The 20,716-nt window shown below is 44.4% G+C and carries 16 protein-coding genes and 1 riboswitch; of the genes, 4 read left to right on the forward strand and 12 right to left on the reverse strand.

Annotated elements, in window-relative coordinates; all coding sequences use genetic code 11:
- Window positions 1–7: 7 nt before the first annotated feature.
- The 3 genes from NFR98_RS02865 to NFR98_RS02875 form a co-directional block, all read right to left on the reverse strand.
- Window positions 8–322 carry an iron-sulfur cluster biosynthesis family protein gene (locus NFR98_RS02865; RefSeq protein ID WP_014096042.1) on the reverse strand — a complete coding sequence of 105 codons (315 nt, stop codon included), beginning with the start codon at window positions 320–322 and terminating at the stop codon, window positions 8–10.
- Window positions 323–501: 179 nt separating this feature from the next.
- The gene (locus NFR98_RS02870) at window positions 502–1,227 is read right to left on the reverse strand and encodes a WecB/TagA/CpsF family glycosyltransferase (protein ID WP_251459654.1); all 726 of its coding nucleotides are present in this window, start codon (window positions 1,225–1,227) and stop codon (window positions 502–504) included.
- A gap of 285 nt (window positions 1,228–1,512) precedes the next feature.
- On the reverse strand, window positions 1,513–2,259 hold the full coding sequence (locus tag NFR98_RS02875) for an AraC family transcriptional regulator (RefSeq protein ID WP_061565663.1): 747 nt from the start codon (window positions 2,257–2,259) through the stop codon (window positions 1,513–1,515).
- Between the two features lie 115 nt (window positions 2,260–2,374).
- Here NFR98_RS02875 and NFR98_RS02880 point away from each other — a divergent pair, with 115 nt between their 5' ends.
- The 4 genes from NFR98_RS02880 to NFR98_RS02895 all read left to right on the forward strand — a co-directional run bounded on the left by NFR98_RS02880 (window position 2,375) and on the right by NFR98_RS02895 (window position 8,351).
- On the forward strand, window positions 2,375–3,619 hold the full coding sequence (locus NFR98_RS02880; RefSeq protein WP_251459656.1) for an extracellular solute-binding protein: 1,245 nt from the start codon (window positions 2,375–2,377) through the stop codon (window positions 3,617–3,619).
- Between the two features lie 186 nt (window positions 3,620–3,805).
- On the forward strand, window positions 3,806–5,020 hold the full coding sequence (locus NFR98_RS02885; protein WP_013858457.1) for a carbohydrate ABC transporter permease: 1,215 nt from the start codon (window positions 3,806–3,808) through the stop codon (window positions 5,018–5,020).
- 12 nt (window positions 5,021–5,032) lie between these two features.
- Window positions 5,033–5,860 carry a carbohydrate ABC transporter permease gene (locus NFR98_RS02890; RefSeq protein WP_013858456.1) on the forward strand — a complete coding sequence of 276 codons (828 nt, stop codon included), beginning with the start codon at window positions 5,033–5,035 and terminating at the stop codon, window positions 5,858–5,860.
- A 202-nt stretch (window positions 5,861–6,062) separates the two neighbouring features.
- Window positions 6,063–8,351 (forward strand): glycoside hydrolase family 65 protein, encoded by a 2,289-nt coding sequence (locus NFR98_RS02895; RefSeq protein WP_251459658.1) that lies wholly within the window; start codon window positions 6,063–6,065, stop codon window positions 8,349–8,351.
- Between the two features lie 239 nt (window positions 8,352–8,590).
- Here the strand turns inward: NFR98_RS02895 and metC are convergent, their stop codons facing one another.
- The 9 genes from metC to celB all read right to left on the reverse strand — a co-directional run bounded on the left by metC (window position 8,591) and on the right by celB (window position 20,698).
- Window positions 8,591–9,766, reverse strand: coding sequence for a cystathionine beta-lyase (metC, locus tag NFR98_RS02900; protein WP_251459660.1), 1,176 nt, complete (start codon window positions 9,764–9,766; stop codon window positions 8,591–8,593).
- Window positions 9,763–10,878: a methionine biosynthesis PLP-dependent protein gene (locus NFR98_RS02905; protein ID WP_026104684.1), complete on the reverse strand. Its 1,116-nt coding sequence runs from the start codon at window positions 10,876–10,878 to the stop codon at window positions 9,763–9,765. Before NFR98_RS02905 ends, metC begins: the two co-directional genes overlap by 4 nt.
- 77 nt (window positions 10,879–10,955) lie before the next feature.
- Window positions 10,956–11,075, reverse strand: a riboswitch (SAM riboswitch).
- Window positions 11,076–11,183: 108 nt separating this feature from the next.
- The gene (locus tag NFR98_RS02910) at window positions 11,184–12,323 is read right to left on the reverse strand and encodes an ABC-2 family transporter permease (RefSeq protein ID WP_017552249.1); all 1,140 of its coding nucleotides are present in this window, start codon (window positions 12,321–12,323) and stop codon (window positions 11,184–11,186) included.
- Window positions 12,314–13,210 carry an ABC transporter ATP-binding protein gene (locus NFR98_RS02915; RefSeq protein WP_017552250.1) on the reverse strand — a complete coding sequence of 299 codons (897 nt, stop codon included), beginning with the start codon at window positions 13,208–13,210 and terminating at the stop codon, window positions 12,314–12,316. The genes NFR98_RS02910 and NFR98_RS02915 overlap by 10 nt, the downstream gene beginning before the upstream one ends.
- Window positions 13,211–13,426: 216 nt before the next feature.
- A complete protein-coding gene (locus NFR98_RS02920; RefSeq protein WP_017552251.1) occupies window positions 13,427–14,404 on the reverse strand; it encodes a KpsF/GutQ family sugar-phosphate isomerase in 978 nt (325 codons plus the stop codon).
- Between the two features lie 14 nt (window positions 14,405–14,418).
- Window positions 14,419–15,261 carry a 3-deoxy-8-phosphooctulonate synthase gene (kdsA, locus tag NFR98_RS02925; protein WP_017552252.1) on the reverse strand — a complete coding sequence of 281 codons (843 nt, stop codon included), beginning with the start codon at window positions 15,259–15,261 and terminating at the stop codon, window positions 14,419–14,421.
- Window positions 15,262–15,531: 270 nt separating this feature from the next.
- Complete coding sequence (locus NFR98_RS02930; protein ID WP_225620959.1) at window positions 15,532–17,589, reverse strand: BglG family transcription antiterminator; 2,058 nt, start codon at window positions 17,587–17,589, stop codon at window positions 15,532–15,534.
- A 155-nt stretch (window positions 17,590–17,744) separates the two neighbouring features.
- Complete coding sequence (locus NFR98_RS02935; protein ID WP_017552254.1) at window positions 17,745–19,181, reverse strand: 6-phospho-beta-glucosidase; 1,437 nt, start codon at window positions 19,179–19,181, stop codon at window positions 17,745–17,747.
- A 161-nt stretch (window positions 19,182–19,342) separates the two neighbouring features.
- Window positions 19,343–20,698 (reverse strand): PTS cellobiose transporter subunit IIC, encoded by a 1,356-nt coding sequence (gene celB / locus NFR98_RS02940; protein ID WP_017552255.1) that lies wholly within the window; start codon window positions 20,696–20,698, stop codon window positions 19,343–19,345.
- Window positions 20,699–20,716: the final 18 nt, after the last annotated feature.

The following is a 20,716-nucleotide window of genomic DNA, read 5'->3' on the forward strand; positions in this document are numbered from 1 at the left end:
CCTCTTTTTACTCGGCTCTTGTCAAGTCAAGATTGTATTGGTAAACTTCCTGATCTGAAGAAAGTTTGTACCCTTTATTCGGATTGTAATCGATGATGACTTTCTCACCGAGCTGTTTTTGGCTTGCCTTCGATACAAGGAGCGGAATACCATAAACATTAAACAAATCGTCATCTTCCCGTTTATGGTCAATTTTCAAAGAATGTTCAGCGGCAATTGTACAGCTCCCGACAAAGACCGCCTCAATCCGGATGCCTTCGCCTTCTTGAAATTCAATTTGTTTAAATTGGGAGAGTGCAGCGGGTTTGATATCAATTTCCATATTTCTCACCTTTCTTTTACAAATGATTACATTATCGTACCCGCTTTTCCCTTTTGTAAAACAAAAATTGGCACATCTTTTATCGTTCGGCAAGTGCCGGGCATTCCCTTCTTTTTTTGGGCACGTGTCTGAATTCCCGCCCTGCACGCCCCGTTCCTTTCCGCGCCGGAAAAAGGAAGCTAAGAATGTTTCCATTTATATCGCAAAATCCGGCATAAAAAGATGAGGCTGCCGACATTCCGCTTCCACAGCCGTTTCGGTTCGCGCAACAGCCGGAACAGCCACTCGATCCGCAATTTCCGGAACAGATACGGGGCACGCGGTACGTTTCCGGATGCAAAATCAATAAAAGCGCCGACACCGAGCCGTGCCGTGCAGAAAAGTTCCCGATCGAAGCCGGCAATGAATTTTTCCTGGAGCGGCACGCCCATTCCGACGATCAGCACATCGGCATGCGAGCGGTTAATCGCCTCTACAATCTCATGGTTTGATTGAAAATAACCGTGATGGGCGCCGGCAATTTTCAAACCGGGATAGTCCCTGCGGAAATGTTGGATTGCACTTTTCAAATTCGTTTCGGTAGCGCCGAGCACAAATACGGAGAAGCCGTTTTTTTCACAGCGCTTTAATATTTTCGGCGTCAAGTCGGTACCGTTTAAATTGCCGGCAAGCGGAATATCAAACAGTTTTGCGCCGATTTCAATCCCGACCCCGTCGTTGAGCAGGTAGTCGGCTTCATTGATAATCCGGTAGTAGTCACGGTCGGTTTGGGCGATATTGTAACAGTGCGCATTTAAAAAAAACACATTGGTTTTAATTCCTTCGTGTACCCGGCTCTCAAATTCGTCCAAAAATTGTTCTTCTGTAATCACGGTCAATTCAATATTGCCAAATGCCTTTTTCAAAACAGTTTTCTCCTTAGCACGGTGAAATGTTTCCATGTTTAGTATATACGTTCTGTGCACCGCCGGCAATTACAAATCCCCGCTCCGCCAACGCCTGTGGCAAAAAGGGAAGACCCGCAGCATGGGCGATATGCGGAGGAATTTTGGCGTTCCCCGCAGACGGGGGCTAAGAAATGAAACTTGATGGAAATCCGGACGTGAAACGGTGCTGTTGTTTTGTTAAACATTGGAAAATCACAAGGAAGCGCCGGCCGACCGTTAAAAAACGGATACATGCCAGCAAAACTAGTACTGGTTTTGCTCCCGGAATTCTTTTGGGGTGAGCCCCATATATTTTTTAAAAAGCGAAGTATAGTAGCTTTGGTTGCAAAAATGGAACAGAAGCGCAATTTCAGAAATGGGTATATTCGTATGGAGCAAAAAATAAATCGACTCTTCAATCCGCTTTTTATTTATATAATCCGTCACCGATACGCCGGTCTCTTTTTTAAACAAGTGGGACAAGTAGCTCGGATTCAGGTAAACATGTTTCGCCAGCGATTCAAGCGTGATCACCTGTAAAATATTTTCATGAATATATGCCACAGCCATATGAATCGCATGGCTGTAGCGATGTTCTTGTTTCCTTGCCTGCTGCACGGCTTCCGTAAAATTGCGCAGCATGCTGTACTCGAGTTCAAACAGCTTTTCCTGCGTCTTTAACCTTTCAATCTCCAGAATATGCGCATCGCTGATGTTAAAAGCGGTTTCCGGCGGCACGCCCGCTTCGATCGCCGCCCTTGTAAACAGCGTGCAAATACAGATGAGTGAATTACGGAGCGAGCGGATCGGTTCTTCCGCAAGTTTAGCCCGCTCCAGCGTATTGATAGTTTTCAAAACGGATTCGGCTGCTTCCACTCTACCTTCTTTTACAGCATTCAACAACTGCTTTTCCATCATATAAGGCGGATGGAGAAAATATTCACGTTGGTGTTCAACGCGGTATGAAAGGTAGCGTTCTATAATGGATTTGCTGATGGCAGACTGTTTCATCGGAGCCGCCCCAATACCTAAAAATTTTATTATAGATCTAAAGATTCTAATATCATTGTATGCGCATACAGGGTAATATTCAAGTGTAATCATCAAAACTAAAGGGGGCTTTCATATGTGGAAAAAAGCGGGCGTTATTTTGGTAGCGCTTACGCTTGTTATCGGCGTGCTGGCCGGATGCGGCAGCAATTCAAGCTCGAAATCAAGCAAAAGCGGCAGTTCCTCAAAAAAGATTGTGTTAAAATTCGCGGCACAAAATGACAGTACACCTGCGACAAAAGCAGTCATTGCGGCTTTTAACAAACAATCGAAAAAGTACCAGGTGAAATGGGTGCAAATGACGAATGACTCGGCACAAATGCACGACCAATTGCTGACTTCGCTCTCCAGCGGATCAAGCGAATATGACATCATGTCCATGGACGTTGTGTGGGGCGGCGAATTTGCAGGTGCCGGATACCTTGTCCCGATTGACAAGAAAATGATGGATGCTAATTTGACGAAAGAACAGTTCAATGCCGGTTCGATGGCTTCCGGTAACTATGAAGGGAAACAATATACGCTTCCATTCTTCCCGGACCTCGGCATTCTGTATTACCGTTCCGATATTGTCAGCAAGGAAGATGCAGCGAAACTCGAAAGCGGGGACTACACCTATAAAGAACTCGGGGACATGGCTGCAAAATATGCCGGCAAAAACGGAACGACAAACGGTTTTGTTTATCAGTCCAAACAATATGAAGGCTTAACCGTCAATGTGACAGAATTCACGAATCATTATAAAGATATCAAAGGCGGCCTTGAGACGATGTATCAATTTACAAAAGCAGCATGGGCGCCAAAAGATTTGCTGAACTATATGGAACAACAAACGCTGGACAGCTTTGCGCAAGGAAAATCTGTCTTCGCGCGGAACTGGCCGTACCAGTATGGCACCATTAAAGCTGGCGGAGAAGGTGTAAAAGTGGACATCAAAAATGTTGGCATTGCCCCGCTTCCAAACGGCGGCGCTGTCGGCGGCTGGCTTCTCGGCATCAACAAAAACTCAAAACATGTAGAAGGCGCATGGGAGTTTGTAAAATTCGTAGCCGGCAAAAAAGGGCAGAAGATTATGTCCACAAAAGGCGGTTACCTGCCGGGATATAATGATTTGCTGAATGATCCTGATGTCCAAAAACAAAACAAAATGCTGACCATGCCGGGCTTCCAAAAAGCATTGAAAACGACGATTGCCCGCCCGGTATCCGCGAAGTACAGCAAAGTATCCGACACGATCCAAATTGCGGCCCACAAATATTTAAGCACAGGCCAAAATCTGGATGATGCAGCCAAAACGATCCAGGACGCAGCAGGCGAATAAGCAACCGTCCAGGGGCGCGTTTTACTCCCTTTCCGTCCCCGGGCGCCTGCTTTTCATAATGGTTTGATATCGGCGAAAGGCTCTATTCAATAGAGCCTTTTTTAAAAAAGATATGAGGGGGCGCTGCATAAACTGTGCATCCTCCGTACGGGAAGAAACATTACGGTGAAAAGAGGTGCCAGCATCATGAAGAAGAACCGCTTGCAGGCTTTTTTATTTATCCTTCCAGCCCTGTTGATTATCGGCGTATTCTCGCTGTGGCCGATTTTTCAGTCACTCCGCTATACCTTTTTTGATTACCAGCTGAATAACCAGCAAAAATCGGGGCTGTACATGAGCCCGCGCTATAATTTCGATTTATTTGACGAAACGCAAACGTATGTCAGGCTGTTTCTGACAGAAGACCGGGAAAAAATCACCGACCCGGCCGACCGGCAAAAAGTCGACAAGCTGGTCCATCGCGTTGCCGATGTTGCCAAGCAGTATAAAGGCAGAAAAGGCGTCCAAAAAATCAGCCAGGCCGACCAGAAAAAGCTGATGGGCCTTTATACCGACTCATCCAAACTGGTAAAGGAAATCAATGCCAAATACAATACGCAAAACGGAAAAAATTTATCAAAAATTGTTAAAGATTTCAAAAGCAGCTTTGTACCCTCCAACTTCATCGGCTTCAAGTCTTATAAAGAAGCATTGCATGACAAACGACTCGGGCATGCCTTATGGAATACCGTGCTCTTTACCGTCGTTTCGGTTTTCCTTGAGTTCGTCCTCGGCCTCGGCCTCGCCATGATTATGAACAAAGCGTTCAAAGGGCAAGGCATTGTAAGGACAACTTCGCTGATCCCGTGGGCGATTCCGACCGCGGTTGCCGCGCTCATGTGGAGTTATTTGTATGACGGCACAAGCGGCGTTGTCGCACACTTTTTCCAGTCTATCGGGCTGATCAGCGATTCGCGCATTCTGCTTTTAACGGGATCCGGCGCGATGGTATCCACGATCTTAGCCGACGTTTGGAAAACAACGCCTTATATGGCCCTTTTGCTGCTTGCCGGCCTGCAAAACATTTCCAAAGGGTTGTATGAAGCCGCATCCATCGACGGCGCAACAAAAATCCAGCAGTTTTTCAAAATTACGCTGCCAATGCTCAAATCTTCCATTTTGGTCGCACTGCTGTTCAGGACACTTGACGCTTTTCGCGTTTTCGACCTGATTTACGTCCTGACAGGCGGCGGTCCGGGCGGGGCAACAGAAACCATGTCTGTCTACGGTTACAAAACGATGTTCGGGCAAACCAACTTCGGCTACGGCTCCGTCATTGTGATCATCATGTTTATTTGCGTTGCCATCATCGCAACCATTTACATTAAAGTACTCGGTGCCAATCTGATGGATAAAAACTAAGGAGGGATGGCCATGAAAACGAACCGCAAATGGAATGTGCTCATCATCGCCCTGATTGCCGTCTTTTTATTTGGGATGATATTTCCGTTTTTCTGGATTTTTATCACCTCCTTTAAACCTTCCGGGGAAATTTTTGGGGACGGGGCTTTTCGGGTCTTTGCCCATCATCCGACATGGGAAAATTACACGCAGATTTTCCAAAAGGGAATCCTGACATCGGTGAAAAACAGTTTTATCGTTGCGACAACGACAACGGTTTACATTATTTTAATTGCCACGTTTACGGCTTACGCCATTTCGCGTTTTGATTTTAAAGGGAAAAACTTGTTGCTCGGGCTGATTCTGGCGGTTTCGATGTTCCCGCAAATGATTGTCACCGGGCCGATTTATAACTTGTTCCTGCATTTGCATTTAACGAACTCGTATGCGATTGTCCTGCCGTATTCGACGATCACCCTGCCGACTGCGGTATGGATCCTGGTGACGCATTTCAACCAGATTCCGCTCGCACTTGAAGAATCGGCAAAAATTGACGGTGCGACGCCGGTCCAGACGCTGTTCCGAATCGTCTTCCCGCTTGCCGCGCCAGGTGTTTTTACAACTGCGATTATTACATTCATTGCCGCGTGGAACGAATTTTTGCTGACGATTACCTTAAACTCGGACGCTAATTACCATACTGTGCCGGTCGCGATTTCTTTCCTCCGCACCCAGTTCGAAATACTTTGGGGACAGGTCGCTGCCGCTACCACAGTCGTCACGGTCCCGACCCTGATCATCGTCCTTCTGTTCCAGAAACAAATCGTCTCCGGCCTTACAACAGGCGGGGTGAAAGAATAAAAATTTCCGCTAGCGGAGCGTTCTCCCCCGGTATCGCAACCGCGCGGCATTTTCCAGATCCCTGTCAAGCTGCCGTTGTTTAACTTACGGGCCCGGCAGGCAATCCGATACTGGGAAAGGGTTTTTCGGTCCGGGACATAAGAAAAAAAGGGCGCTTGGCACCATGCCTTCTTTGAATTTGGAATTTTTGGAGGAACAGCGTATGACATGGGAAATCACGAAACACGAATTGGACAAACAAATGTTGCTGGTCAATGAAAGCTTATTTGCACTCGGGAACGGCTATCTTGGCGTGCGCGGAAACTTTGAAGAAGGCTACCCGGAAGAAATCCCTTCTATCCGCGGCACTTATTTGAATGCTTTTTATGACAATACAGAAATCCAGTACGGGGAAAAAGCGTACGGATTCCCGGAAACCGGGCAGAAAATGCTGAACGTGATCGATGCGCAGACTGTCGAAATTTTTCTTGGGGAAGAACGATTTTCCCTTTTTGAAGGGGAAGTTCTCGGTTTTTCCCAAACTTTGCACATGAAACGCGGGTTTTCCGAACGCGTCATCCATTGGAAATCGCCTTCCGGAAAAGAAATCAAGCTCACTTTTTCACGGTTGGTTTCTTTTACATGGCGGGAACTGTTTGCGATTCAAGTGAAAATGGAGCCGGTAAACTTTTCCGGGCCGGTGCGGGTGATTTCCACTGTCAACGGTGATGTGCAAAATTATGTCGATAAAAACGACCCGCGGACCGGATCTGCCCATGCAAAAAGGCTGGCTGTGACAAAAGCAGTGGCGGAGAGCGGGACAGTTGTACTGCGTGCCCGCACACTTGCTTCCGGGCTTGAAACGGCTTGTGCCGCAACCCATGCCGTTTCCGCCTCTTGCGAATGTCATTATGAACAAGACGAACAAAAAGTGCGCGCAATCATCGATTTCAAGCCCGGCGAGCCGGTGTCCCTTACAAAATTTGCGATTTACACGGACACGCTCCGCCACGGGGACCATGCCGCAGAAAAGGCGGCGGACATCCTAAAAAGCATGCAAGGCAAAGATTTTTCAGCACTATTACGGGAGCAGGAGCAATATTTAGCCACTTACTGGCAAACAGCGGACATTGAAATTGACGGCGATCCGAAACTGCAGGAAGGGATCCGTTTCAATCTGTACCAGCTCCTGCAGTCTGTCGGAAAAGACACCGCCAGCAATATTGCGGCAAAAGGGCTGTCCGGGGAAGGTTATGAAGGGCATTACTTTTGGGACACGGAGATTTATATTTTCCCGGTGTTTCTGTTGACGCATCCGGAACTCGCGCGGCATTTGCTGCTGTACCGTTACCATATCCTTGACCACGCACGGGCAAGGGCAAAAGAGATGGGCCATCAAAAAGGCGCGCTATTTCCGTGGCGGACGATCTCCGGCACGGAATGCTCCCCGTATTTCCCTGCCGGCACAGCGCAGTATCATATCAGCGCGGACATCGCTTACAGTTATATGCAATACTGGTATGCCACGCAAGATCAGGACTTTATGAAGCAATACGGCGTCGAAATTCTCGTGGAAACGGCGCGGCTTTGGCTTGAGGTTGGCCATTACCGGGAAAAAGACGGCAAATTTGCGATTGAAGATGTGACCGGGCCGGATGAGTACACAGCCATCGTCAACAACAATTACTATACAAATGTGATGGCAAAATATAATTTGAAATCAGCTCACAAATTTTATCACTGGCTGAAAGAAACAGATGATGCCTATTTTGCGGCATTTGCTGCGCGGCTCGGTTTAACGGACAAAGAAGCGGCAAGCTGGATGAAAGCGGCGGATGCGATGTATCTCCCTTATGATGAAAAACACGGCATCCACAAACAGGATGACAGCTTTCTCGATAAAGCGGTCTGGGATTTTGAACATACGCCGAAAGACCATTACCCGCTCCTTTTGCATTACCATCCGCTCACGATTTACCGGTATCAGGTGTGCAAACAGGCGGACACGGTGCTCGCGCATTTTTTGCTGGAAGAAGAGGCCGATCCGGAAACGATCCGAAACTCGTATCATTATTATGAAAAAGTCACAACACACGATTCATCGCTGTCCACCTGCATCTTCAGCATAATGGCGTCAAGGCTCGGCGAAGCGGAAAAAGCATATCATTATTTTATCGAAACGGCCCGCCTTGATCTTGATAACACGCACGGCAACACAAAAGACGGCCTGCATATGGCCAATATGGGCGGGACATGGCTGTCAATCGTGTACGGATTCGGCGGCGTCCGGATTAAAGAAAACGGGCTTTTCCTGGACCCTGCCATTCCGGAACAATGGGACCGCTATTTATTCCGCCTTACCTACCAAAACCGCAAGCTTCAGGTGGAAGTGGCGCGCCATGCGTTCAAAGTGGCATTGCTGGAAGGAGATGCGCTGGACATCCATATAGGCGGCCGGACAGAAACGCTGCAACCAGGAAGGACGATTACCCGGCCGATTTCCGGCTTGTAAATGCAAGCGTTCGTTCCTTTACACAAAAAATAGAAAAAAGCGGCGGGACACTTTTTACAGTGGTTTCCCGCCGTTTTTATGTTTTCTTTCGGGCTTTTTCAGCGGCTTCTGTGGTGCAGTTTTTTGTCATACGTACGGACGGGACGTGCCTCCATTCCCGTTTCAAAATGAGCCCGGGCGTCTATTTTGAAACGGGGAATCCCGCCGATCAGGGCGGATTCCCTGCAGCCGTTTGTCCATTATTTCACGGTTGTGCCCGCTTTCGTGTACGAAAAAGCCTGCTCGAAATCGGCAATCAGATCATCCGGATTTTCGAGGCCAACCGATAAGCGCAACAAGCTGTCGGAGATGCCGCGTTTTCTTCGGTCCTCAGGCGGCATTGCGGCGTGGGACATTTTTGCCGGATAGGACAGAATCGATTCTACAGCGCCGAGGCTGACGGCAAAGACCGGGATTTTTACATGGCTGACGAATACCCGGAGCGCTTCCTCATCTTCCAGTTCAAACGACAATACCGCGCCCGGCCCTTGTGCCTCCAGCTTTTGCAACGCATGCTGCGGATGGTGCCCGAGCCCCGGATAATACACGTTTCGTACAAGCGGATGCGCATCAAGAAAATGTGCAATTTTCACCGCTGACTGCTGTGATTGGAGCAGCCGCACATGCAACGTTTTCAACCCGCGCAAAACGAGCCATGCATCCTGGACGCCGAGCACCGCCCCGAATGAATTTTGCAAAAAGCCGAGGCGCGCTGCCAATGCTTCATCTTTTACAACTGCAAGCCCGGCGACGACATCGCTGTGCCCCGCTAAAAATTTCGTCGCGCTGTGCAGCACGATATCCGCCCCGAGTTCAAGCGGACGCTGCAGGGCAGGCGTTAAAAAGGTGTTGTCGACAAAGGTGAGCGCCCCGGTTGCCTTTGCCAGTTCACTCACCGCCCGGATATCCGTCACTTTTAAAAGCGGGTTTGAAGGGGTTTCTACATAAAAAGCTTTCGTGTTCGGGCGGACGGCCTGCCGCACTTCTTCAAGGTTGGTCATATCTACAAATGTATGTTCAATACCAAGCCGGGTCAGGACTTCTGTCACCATCCGGAACGTGCCGCCATACACATCTTCGGTGATGACAACATGGTCGCCCGCCGACAAAAGCAGAAACGCGGTTGAAATCGCCGCCATCCCGGAAGCAAACGCGAAACCTTTGACACCGCCTTCGAGTTCGGCGATGACATCCTCGAGCGCTTCCCTCGTTGGATTGAGCGAGCGGCTGTAATCGTATTTACCGAACTGGTCAATGTCCGCCTGGTGGTATGTCGAAGCATGCTGGATCGGTACACTCACAGCACCGGTCGCCGGGTCTATTTTATGGCTGTTATGTAAAAGCCTCGTTTGAAAAGAATAATCTTCATTTGTCATCGTGTTTGCACCCCTTCGTGAATGTTGGCAAAAGCTTTTTCAATATCTGCAAGCAAATCGCGTTCATTTTCAATTCCGACTGAAAAGCGCAAAAGGCAATTGTCTACGCCTGAAGCAATCCGTTTTTCTTCCGGAATGTCGGCATGCGTCTGTGTAGCCGGGTAAGTGATAAAACTTTCCGTCCCACCGAGGCTTTCGGCAAATGTAATCAAAGACAGGCCGCGTAAAAACGGGTCGACCCATGATTCTTCTTTTACACGGAAAGAAAGCATCCCGCCGCGGCCCGGATACAGCACATCTTTTACATCCGGATGCGCGCTTAAAAATGCCGCCACAGCTTTTGCATTTTTTTCGTGTTTTTCCATCCTAAGCGCCAGCGTTTTCATGCCGCGCATCAGAAGCCACGAATCAAACGGACTGAGGGTGGCGCCGGCACCGTTATGGTACAGAAAAAGCTGCTCGCAAAGTTCAGCACCCTTTGCCACGATCAGACCGGCCAGCACGTCGTTATGCCCGCCAAGATATTTCGTCGCGCTATGGACTACAATATCAGCGCCTTCTTTAATCGGCTGCTGCAAAAGCGGGGTGTAAAAAGTATTGTCTACAATCAGCAGGATTCCGTGCCTTTTCGCAATTTCAGCCACTGCGCCGATATCCGTCTGCTGCATGAGGGGGTTTGTCGGCGTTTCGAGGAAAATGGCTTTCGTTTTCGGGGTGATTTCTTGTTCAATATTTTCCGGGTTGCACGTATTCACGTACTTACAACAAAGCCCCCATTTTTTATATCCCTGCTCCAGCAGGCGGTAGGTGCCGCCATATAAATCATCACTCACAATCCACTCATCGCCGGCCTGGAACAAAGATAAAACAGTGAAAATCGCAGCCATGCCGGAACTGCACGCAAACCCGCGGTCCCCGCCCTCCAGATCCGCAATCGCTTCTTCAAGCAACTGGCGCGTCGGGTTGCCGGTACGGGAATAATCGAAACCGGTTGACTGCCCAATGCCTTCGTGGCGGTAAGCGGTAGAAAAATAAACAGGCGGGTTCACCGCACCTGTCACGCGGTCACTGCGGTTTCCGATTTGTGCAAGTTTTGTTTCTGTATGATACATGATGGACACTCCCTCACTTAAAATCAAAAAGCCTTCTCCAATAAGAAGAAGGCCATTCCTTTCGTGCATGAACCATCTTCTTATCTTTCAAGTTATGATCCCATAACTTGCAGGACTTAGCACCTTTTCAACGCGTAAAAGCATTGAAGGTTGCTGAGGCTTCATCGGGCCATTCCCTCAACCTCTCTTGATAAGAAAACACCAATATGAAATTTGCCATCAACGCCGCAAAAGAAATTACACAACGAACCTAAAAATTGCTTACGTTCAATTTATCCCTTTTTTTCGGATTCGTCAAGCTTTTTTTAAATTTTGTTTTTCTTATGGATAATCCATATGGTGAGAAAATAAAACAGCAAAGATGAAAGGAGAAGCGTAATGACTCCGTCTGTAGTATTGATATACTCATTCCTGAATTTTGCTGCACTTTCTCCATTCACTATATTCGGCACATCCACAAATGTAAAAGGGATGATATGCATAACAGCATACAACTTTGTCTTAAATCCGCTCATCATTTCCTCAAAACAAAAACAAGCCACCAAAACGAGCATCAGAAGCAATTGATTTCGAATAAAGGTATTTAAAAACTGCGTGAAAACAGAAATAAATAATAGAAGACATAGGATTAGTAAAAGCGATCTGCCCAAAAACCGGGCAATTGAAATCCACAATACTTCTGTCCCGTTTAAATTGATCGCCACAGGGTACTTCCAACTCCCCAAATGGCTTATGATGCTACCAATAATGAGCGCAACAACCAGGATAACAATCGTGATGGCAAGGCTGTAAACAAATGAAGTGAAGATTCTCGCATCCAATATTTTCTTGAGCTTCACTGGCAAAACATTTACAAAATGATTAATACCGCCTTGTTTGTCTCTTGTTGAAATATCACCAATTAAAACTGCAATGAGAAGAGGCATTAAGAACGGGAATACGTAAAAAAGAATACGATATGTAAAGTTAATACCCGGGGTTTCGAACGACTCTATTACCGGATGAATATTTTGTTTAAGCAGAATGGTATTGAGCTGTATTGCTTTTTCTGTCTGCGGAACAATTTTTTTATTACCAAAAACAATTGTTCCGGCATTAATCCCAGCAATTAATTTTTTATCTAAAGCGATCTGCAATTTCAGTTCTTGCTTCCAATCCCCTGCTTCATGAGCTTGTATTTGTTCTGTACGAAGGCGTAACTCCTCCTGCAAACCCGCAAGTGCTTTCTTCTTTGCTTCACTCTTATTTGGATTTGATTCCATGTGTGAAATGGCATTTTCCAGTGAGGATTTGTTATCCTGATATTCATTGAGCGGGTCCATTCTCTTTGCTCCCACGAAAGTAATTGCAAACAAAATGAAAACAATCAAAATAGCAGCAATAAAAACAGTCAAATTTTTTTTATTTCTAATGAATCGCAATGTCTCTAATTTGATTAGCCCCATTTATCTTCACCTTCGTATATTTCCTCATAAATTAGTTGGCTGCCTTTTTGCCCTATGAAAAATGATTTAAATTTCATGTCTTGTTCGAATGCCTGATTTACCACAAAGGAGCTTTTACTCGAATCTATCTCCGCCCATACTTCATTGGCTGTGGCATTTTTAATTTCTTCATCTTTAAATAGGGAAAGAACTTTATCCGCATCATTCCCATTCTCTAACTTAATGATGATGTATTTATTAAAGTCCGGATTATTTTTTCTGCTTTCGTAAACCATTCTTCCTTGCTTTAAAAAGATGACACGATCACATAATTCATCAACATTGTTCAGAATATGGGAAGAAAAAAATACAATTTTATTTTCATCTCTAAGTTGCTTAATGGATTTGCTTATCAGTTTAATATTGGATGGGTCCAGCCCATTCATCGGCTCGTCCATCAATAGCAAATCACAAGAACTGATCAAGCACATCCCAAATAGCAGCCTTTGCTGCATGCCAAGCGAATATTTTGAAACCCTTTTGTCGATATAGGAACCCATGCTTAATTTTTCAATAACAGCGCCACATTCTTGTTTGCTCTCCCATAATCTTTGTACAAGTTTTAAATGCTCTCTCCCTGTTAAATTTGGATACAATACTGTATGGTCTTGCAAAAAAAATATTTTTTTAAGGATTTTTTCCCGATGCATTTTATAATTCATGCCGTAAATACTAATTTCGCCTTTTGAAGCAGGAATCAGGTTGGATATCGCATTTAAAAGCGTCGTCTTGCCGGATCCATTTGGAGCAACCAGGCCAATAATCTCCCCTGGTTCAGCAGAAAAACTTATATCTTCCAAAATTTTTGACTTCTCTATCTCTACTGACACATTGTTTACCCTTAACAAAACAATCCCTCCCCCGTTAATTCACAAGATCTTATCACCTATTTTAATAGGCCGCAGCGCCATTGTCACCGAAATTTTTGCGTGGTGTCACCGAAAAAACAAACTGCTGCTGCACATATTGGCGGCAACCACCAAAAAAAGCGGGATTCTTTATGAATCCGCTCTATCCAGTCAAAAAATTTTTTCTTGTTATTTTGCTTATTCTTGTTATTTTGCTTATATAGTCTGGACCAAATCCTGAATATGGAGCATGGCAACCGGTTTCTGGCCGGTAACAACCGGAAGCACCTTGAAAGCGTGGTCTTCCATTATCCGCAATGCTTCCGCTGCCAGCTGATGCTCACTGACGCAAACCGGATATTTTGTATACAAATCTGCTACTTTTTTATCCAGTACTTCATGGCCGTTTAAAAGCTCACGCCGGATATCGCCGTCCGTTAAAATGCCGGCCAGCCGTCCCCGATCGTCAATAACTGAAACAGCCCCCGCCCCCGCTTCCGTCATCATAAATAATGCTTCCTTTATGCCGGTGTCCATTCCGGCAACCGGGTTCATCCTTTTCCGTTTAGCCACATGGCCAACCGTGAGAAGCAAACGCCGGCCAAGCGAGCCACCGGGATGGAAAAGCGCAAAGTTTTCAGGTTTAAAATCCCTTGCCTTCAAAAGGGCAACCGCAATCGCATCCCCGAGTGCAAGCGTGACGGTAGTTGTAGAAGTCGGGGCAAGGCCGAGCGGGCACGCTTCCTCAACTTCCCCGATATCCATCACCAGATTCGAACGCCGCGCCAGTGTCGACTTGCGTGAACCAGAAATGGCAATCATTTTTGCGCCGATCCTTTTGATGGAAGGGATCATATTTAATATTTCCGACGTTTCCCCGCTGTTGGAAATGGCAATGAGGATGTCTTCTTTTGTTATTTTTCCAAGATCGCCGTGCAGTGCTTCTCCCGGGTGAAGGAAAAATGCCGGGGTACCGGTGCTTGCAAATGTGGAAGCAAGTTTCCGGCCGATGATGCCCGATTTCCCCATTCCTGTAAAAATGACTCTGCCTTCGCACGCCAATATCATTTCAATGCCTTCATTTATACGAAAATTGATCCGGTCCTTCAGCTTTAAAATCTCATTGGCCTCTTTTTCCAGCACTTCACGGACGCTTTCGACATAATTGATGCTTCGTTTGAAATCTTTTAACATCCTATTCACCTCCGTTAATGAATGTTTGCTGCCGTTTGTTCTTTTATCATGCGATCAATTTCAATAACTGGCTTTAACATTTCTTCAAGATCATCCAGTTTCACCATATTCGGGCCATCCGACCAGGCCTGGTCCGGATCAGGATGGGCTTCTAGAAACAACGCATCGATCCCGCAAGCCGCCGCTGCCCTTGCGAGATACGGGACAAACGCACGCTTTCCGCCTGTTGAAGTCCCATTTCCGCCCGGTATTTGGACACTATGGGTGGCGTCAAACACGACCGGATACCCTAATCTGCGCATTTCCGGAAGTGCACGCATATCCACCACCAGGTTATTGTAGCCGAATGTCGAACCGCGTTCTGTAAGAAGAATTTTGTCGGTGCCGGATTCCTCCAGTTTTTGAATGACGTTTTTCATATCCCAAGGCGCCAAAAACTGCCCTTTTTTGACATTCACGGTTTTGCCCGTCGCGGCGGCGGCAAGCAGCAAATCGGTCTGGCGGCAAAGGAAAGCGGGGATTTGCAGTATGTCGAGCACTTCCCCGGCTGCTTTTGCCTGGTGCGGCTCATGAATATCGGACGTGACCGGTACGCCAAATACATTTTTAATCCGGTCAAGTATTTCGAGCCCTTTTTCCAGTCCCGGGCCCCGTTTGGAAAAAATGGATGATCGGTTGGCTTTGTCGAAAGAAGCTTTAAAAACGAAAGGAATGCCGAGTTTTCCGGCAATGGTTTGAAGGGTTGCGGCTGTTTCCATGGCCATCGTTTCACTTTCAATTACGCACGGGCCGGCAATCAATACAAGCGGTAGACGTTGGCCGAAAGCTATCCGGCTGTTCAGTTGGACCGTTTTCATTTGCTCACTCCTCATTTTTAAGTTTTCACGTGTCTTTACTCCTTCTGCTGCAGGTTACAAATATTATCCTTTAGAAAACCGCACAGGGCAAGGAAGATGTAAAGAATATTCACAAACTTTTTGTTTTTATGTAAGGTTTTCTCCAGGAAATATAAAGCACAAAACCGGACAAGTTTTGTGCTTTATAACGCGGATGGCGGGTAAAGTCTCCTTCGGGGAAATGGCTGGGAAAAATATTCTTCTTACAAATGGTGGCGATACGGGGCTCAATTATTTTATAAATGCCATTAACTCATCAGCCGTTTTGCTTTTGATGATTTTTTGCACAACAGACCTGTTTTCGATAATCGAAATGAGCTTTTTATACATATCATCTAAATCCGTTTGCGTGCCTTCTTTAATATTCAACAAACAAACAAATTGAACCATTTGCTGTCCATGCCAATGGATAGGGCTTTTTAGCGTACATACTGTCCAAAACGTTTCCTTCGTTACGGGCACCATTGGATGGGGAATGGCTACGAGATTTCCAAAACAGGTTGGCGTAATCGACTCCCTTTCTAAAACAAGGTTTACATAATCCTTCGGTACAAGCTTCTGCTTATACAGTTCATCACATAAAAATCGAATCACGCTTTCCTTATCCTGCAATGCCAGTTGGAGAAAAATTCTTGAAGGATGTAAATATTTTTCTGCCACATTTTGCGTCCTAGATAAAAAACCATTTATAGCTTGAATGTCTTTGTCTTCCAAAAAAGTATTCACAACTTGGACCGGGACGCCAAAATCCTCCTTTATAGGCACAGTGCTAATGATCAAGTCAATAAAAGATAAATCATATGATGATAAATTGTAATAATTAATCGTATCGGCAATTTCAATTTCTTGGCCATACAAATTTTGCAATCGGTAGGATAGTAATTTTGCACTCCCTACGCCCGATGCGCAAACGATTAGTACTTTTTTTATTTTTTTCTTGTTTAATTTCATTCGTTCAAGAGCAACACCGATATGCAGCGCAATATAGGCAATTTCATCTTCAACCACTTCCATTTGCAAATACTCTTCTATACATTTGCTGGCAATAATGGCGCCTTCAAACGCAGCCGGGTATTTTTTCTTTATATCGTTTAATAACGGATTCCGGATATTCATTTTGTACCGCAATCGGTTCATTGCAGGACGGATATGCAGCGTTAGCGCCTGAATAAACTCGCGGTCTTGGCGAAAGTCCCAATTCAATTCAGCCTTTAAACGAGCTAACATACAATTTATAATTGTTCCGGCTTCATCAAATTTACTAAACTCGGCCAGCTCCTTCTTGTGTAAAAGTTTGGTTCCTAATAAATGAACAATAATATAATCGATTTCTGTCTCAGGAAAAGTTAACGAAGTAAAATCTTCAACTTCTTTTATGATTTCGTTCGCCACAATTTTTTCAAATGGATGATCATCGACCAGAACATCAGCCAGCTCTTCAATAACAAAGCCTTCCTGAATTCTTCTGCAGGCGATAGCAATATGCGTTGCTAAATTTTCCAAAGATATATCAGAGATTTCAATTTTATATTTATTAACCTTTTGGACGATTACTTCTTTAATCTTTTTAAATAGTTCCGGATCAATGAGTTGTAAACAATTCTCCTTCAAAAATGCCTCCTGGTTCCGCTCCAACAATAAATTAGATAAACACAAACGTTTCATATATTCATCGCCTTCAACCTTTGAACCATAGTGCGGGCGGTTGATTAGCTTTAAATGATATTGATCAAGAATTTCTTTTACCATCTTTAAGTCATTTTGCAATGTCGATAAAGAGACGAACATCTCATCTATAAAACTTTCAATTTTAATAAAATCGGTTTCTAACAATAACCGGCGTAAAATATAGAGAACTCTCGTATCTTTATCAGTGAAGTCACCCGCTAAATGATGTTCCTCCGTAGAAATCTCATTGAGTATTTTTGAAAAAAGCCCGGCATCTAATACTTTTACGCTATATCCCAATCCTCTGGTTGATTCAATTTGAAATCCGTGTGATGCTGTATTATTTTGCATGAGCTTAATTTCGTTTCGAATCGTTCGGTCACTGACGCCTAATTCTCTTGCCATCCAGCTTGCAGTAACGGGTTCTTTTGACTTAGATAAAAGGATTAATATATCTTTCTGCCGTTTTGATAGGATAGCCACTGCCAACAACTCCCTTTTACATGGATTACTAAGATTTTTGGCAAAGGAAGAGCTGTAGTTTTCGGGAAACCAACCATTTTTTCGGGCTGTGATGTAATCGTTGAAAAAACCAATACTTGATACTTTGCAGCCTGTCATATCGTAGCTTTCCTTATAACTATTGCTTTTTCACCGGGGATTTCTATTTTCTTCCCGTATATGAAAAAATGGAGTTTTATTGTAACTCCATTTTTTCACGCCATGATTGAATATGATTCTTATTGTAAACGTTAGAAAAACGACCGTCCTAAAAGTTAAAGCTCTTCTCCATTTGTTTTTATGACATGCCTATACCATTCAAATGACTTTTTCTTTTTTCTTTCTAAAGTTCCGTTCCCTTCATTATCTTTGTCCACATAAATAAAACCGTAACGTTTTTCCATTTCTCCTGTTCCAGCACTCACTAAATCTATACATCCCCACGGTGTGTAACCCATTAAATCAACACCATCCAGTTCAACCGCCTTTTTCATTTCCAGAATATGATCGCGAAAATATTGAATACGGTAATCATCGTTAATCGTGCCATCCTCTTCAACGACATCCCGCGCGCCAAGGCCATTTTCTACAATAAATAGAGGGATATTGTACCTTTCATATAAAGCATTTAACGAGTAACGAAGGCCGACCGGATCAATTTGCCAACCCCAATCACTGGCTTGAACATAAGGATTGCGAACGACGCGGCCAAACTCTCCATCAGGCTGGCTGTCTTCTACTTCACGGGCGCTGACTACTTTAGACATATAATAGCTAAATCCAATGTAATCTACTGTTCCTTCTTTAAGAATTTGTTCATCTTCCTTTGTATATTCAATTTCAAATCCGTTTCTTTCCCAGTATTTTTTCGTATAATCAGGAATCGTCCCACGAACATGTACATCACCAAAGAACCAACGATTATGCATCGCTTCCGTGGCAAGCATCACATCGTCCGGATGACAAGAATATGGATATACAGGTACGAAAGAAAGCATGCAACCAATCTTAAAGTCAGGATTAATTTTGTGGCCTAATTTAACGACTTTTGCGCTGGCAATTAATTCATAAAGCGCTGCCTGGTACATGGTTTGTTTCCGGTTTTCACCTTCTTCATATTTAATTCCTGAGTTTGTGAAGCTTGCAAAATCCATGCTCGTATCTGCTTGATTATTGATTTCGTTAAAGGTCATCCAGTATTTTACTTTATCTTTATAACGTTTCATGACTGTCTCAGAAAATTTCACAAAAAAATCAATACATTTCCGGTTTCTAAAACCCCCATATTTTTTCACAAGATGATAAGGCAATTCAAAATGAGATAGGGTAATAACAGGTTCGATATGATATTTTAATAATTCATCAAACAAATCATCGTAAAATTGCAAGCCTTCTTCATTTGGCTCATCATCGTCCCCGTTTGGAAAAATTCTTGTCCAAGCAATAGAAGTACGGAAACATTTAAACCCCATTTCTGCGAACAGTTTAATATCTTTTTTATAACGGGAATAGAAGTCGATTGCTTCATGGTTAGGATAATAGTAACCTCCTAATACACCATCCGTAATTTGCCGTGGAACACCATGTCTTCCTGCAGTCATTACATCAGCAACACTTACACCTTTTCCGCCTTTATTCCAGCCGCCTTCAAGCTGGTGGGCTGCTACTGCTCCGCCCCATAAAAAGTTTTCCGGTAAAACGCCTTTTGACATTGTAAACCCTCCATCATTTATCTTATTTGGTTTCCTGAACGAGAAAAGTTAAATAAGAAGGCGATTTTCCTATGAAGAACCGCCTTCTTTCATTCACCCGCAGTGCAACATCGTTTTCATAGGATATTTCTACATCTTATTTTTCTATTTCAAGATGAGGATCAGAGTACAGATTCTCCGCCTTTTTCTTGCTCAACTAACTTCTTATCATATATTCTGATGAACGGAAGATATATGATAAACGCGACCACACCACAAATGAGTGAGACAACTGGCGCCATAATGCTCCCACCTGTTCCAATGAAAGCCCCAATACCGATTGGCGTTGGCCATGGCACTTGTGCAATAAGTGGCGCAACAATGTGCAATTTAATTGCAAAATAACCAATTGTAGCTGTAGCCATAGGCGCTAAGAAAAACGGGATAGCCAGGTATGGATTATAAACAATTGGTAATCCAAACAATATTGGTTCATTAATATTAAAGATGCCAGGAGCAAGGGACGCTTTTCCTAGTATTCTCAATTGCTGTGACCGGGCCAAAAATGCAATAAAGATACATAATCCTAAAGTCGACCCGGAACCGCCCATAATGACAAATGAATTTTGGAACTCGCCGGCGAATGGAATATTTGCCCCATGAATATTGGCTTCCATATTTGCCAAAGTAATTGGCGTCAGGAAGGCTCCGATAATATTCGCCCCGTGAATACCTACGATCCAGAGTGCATGGATTAAGAAGTAAATCACCATCAATCCCAGCCAGCTGCTTGCGATATTCGTAACAAAGCTAAATGGAACAGCGACAACTTTAAATATATCTGTACCTAAAGCTACAAAAATACCATTGATGATTAAGATCACAAAAGCGACTAAAAATGCAGGGATTAAAGCTGTGAACGATCTGGATACCCCTTCCGGAACAGCTTCCGGCATTTTAATCACCCAATTTTGTTTTACACATAACCGGTACAACTGGACAGCAATAACAGAAACAATAATGGCCGTAAATATACCTGAAGAACCTAAACGGCTTACACCACTGTCGCCCATTTCCCAACCGAAAATAATATGAGTCGTATCATTCATTTTTTGGATAAGTGACATTTTTCCATTGCCTGCAACCAATTCCGGAATCGTCATAAAGAAAGCAAACATGGATAATAAAGCCCCGTTTAGCGGGTTTACATTTATCCCTTCTTCTTCAGCATATATTTTTGTATACTCATAACCAATAACAAGGTTGAAATATAATGCTAAAATTCCCATTGTTGCTTTATTTGCCAGCATATACAAGTCACTAATTCTAAAGAAAGTATTATCGAAAAAGCCTTGCAAAAATGTTAAAGTCTGTGGCAATACGTTCAACACCAAGAACATGGATCCTACGATTGTAAATGGTATTGAAGCCATCCCGGCAGCCATTACCGCCCGGACAAATCGAAAAGATGCTACTTTCCCCATAGGACCCATCAGATACTTTTCAAGAAAAGTAAATGCCTTATTTTGTTCTGACATAAAGACCCCTCTTTTCTA

The sequence above is a fragment of the Weizmannia agrestimuris genome (genome assembly GCF_943193165.1).
GTDB lineage: Bacteria > Bacillota > Bacilli > Bacillales > Bacillaceae_C > Weizmannia > Weizmannia faecalis.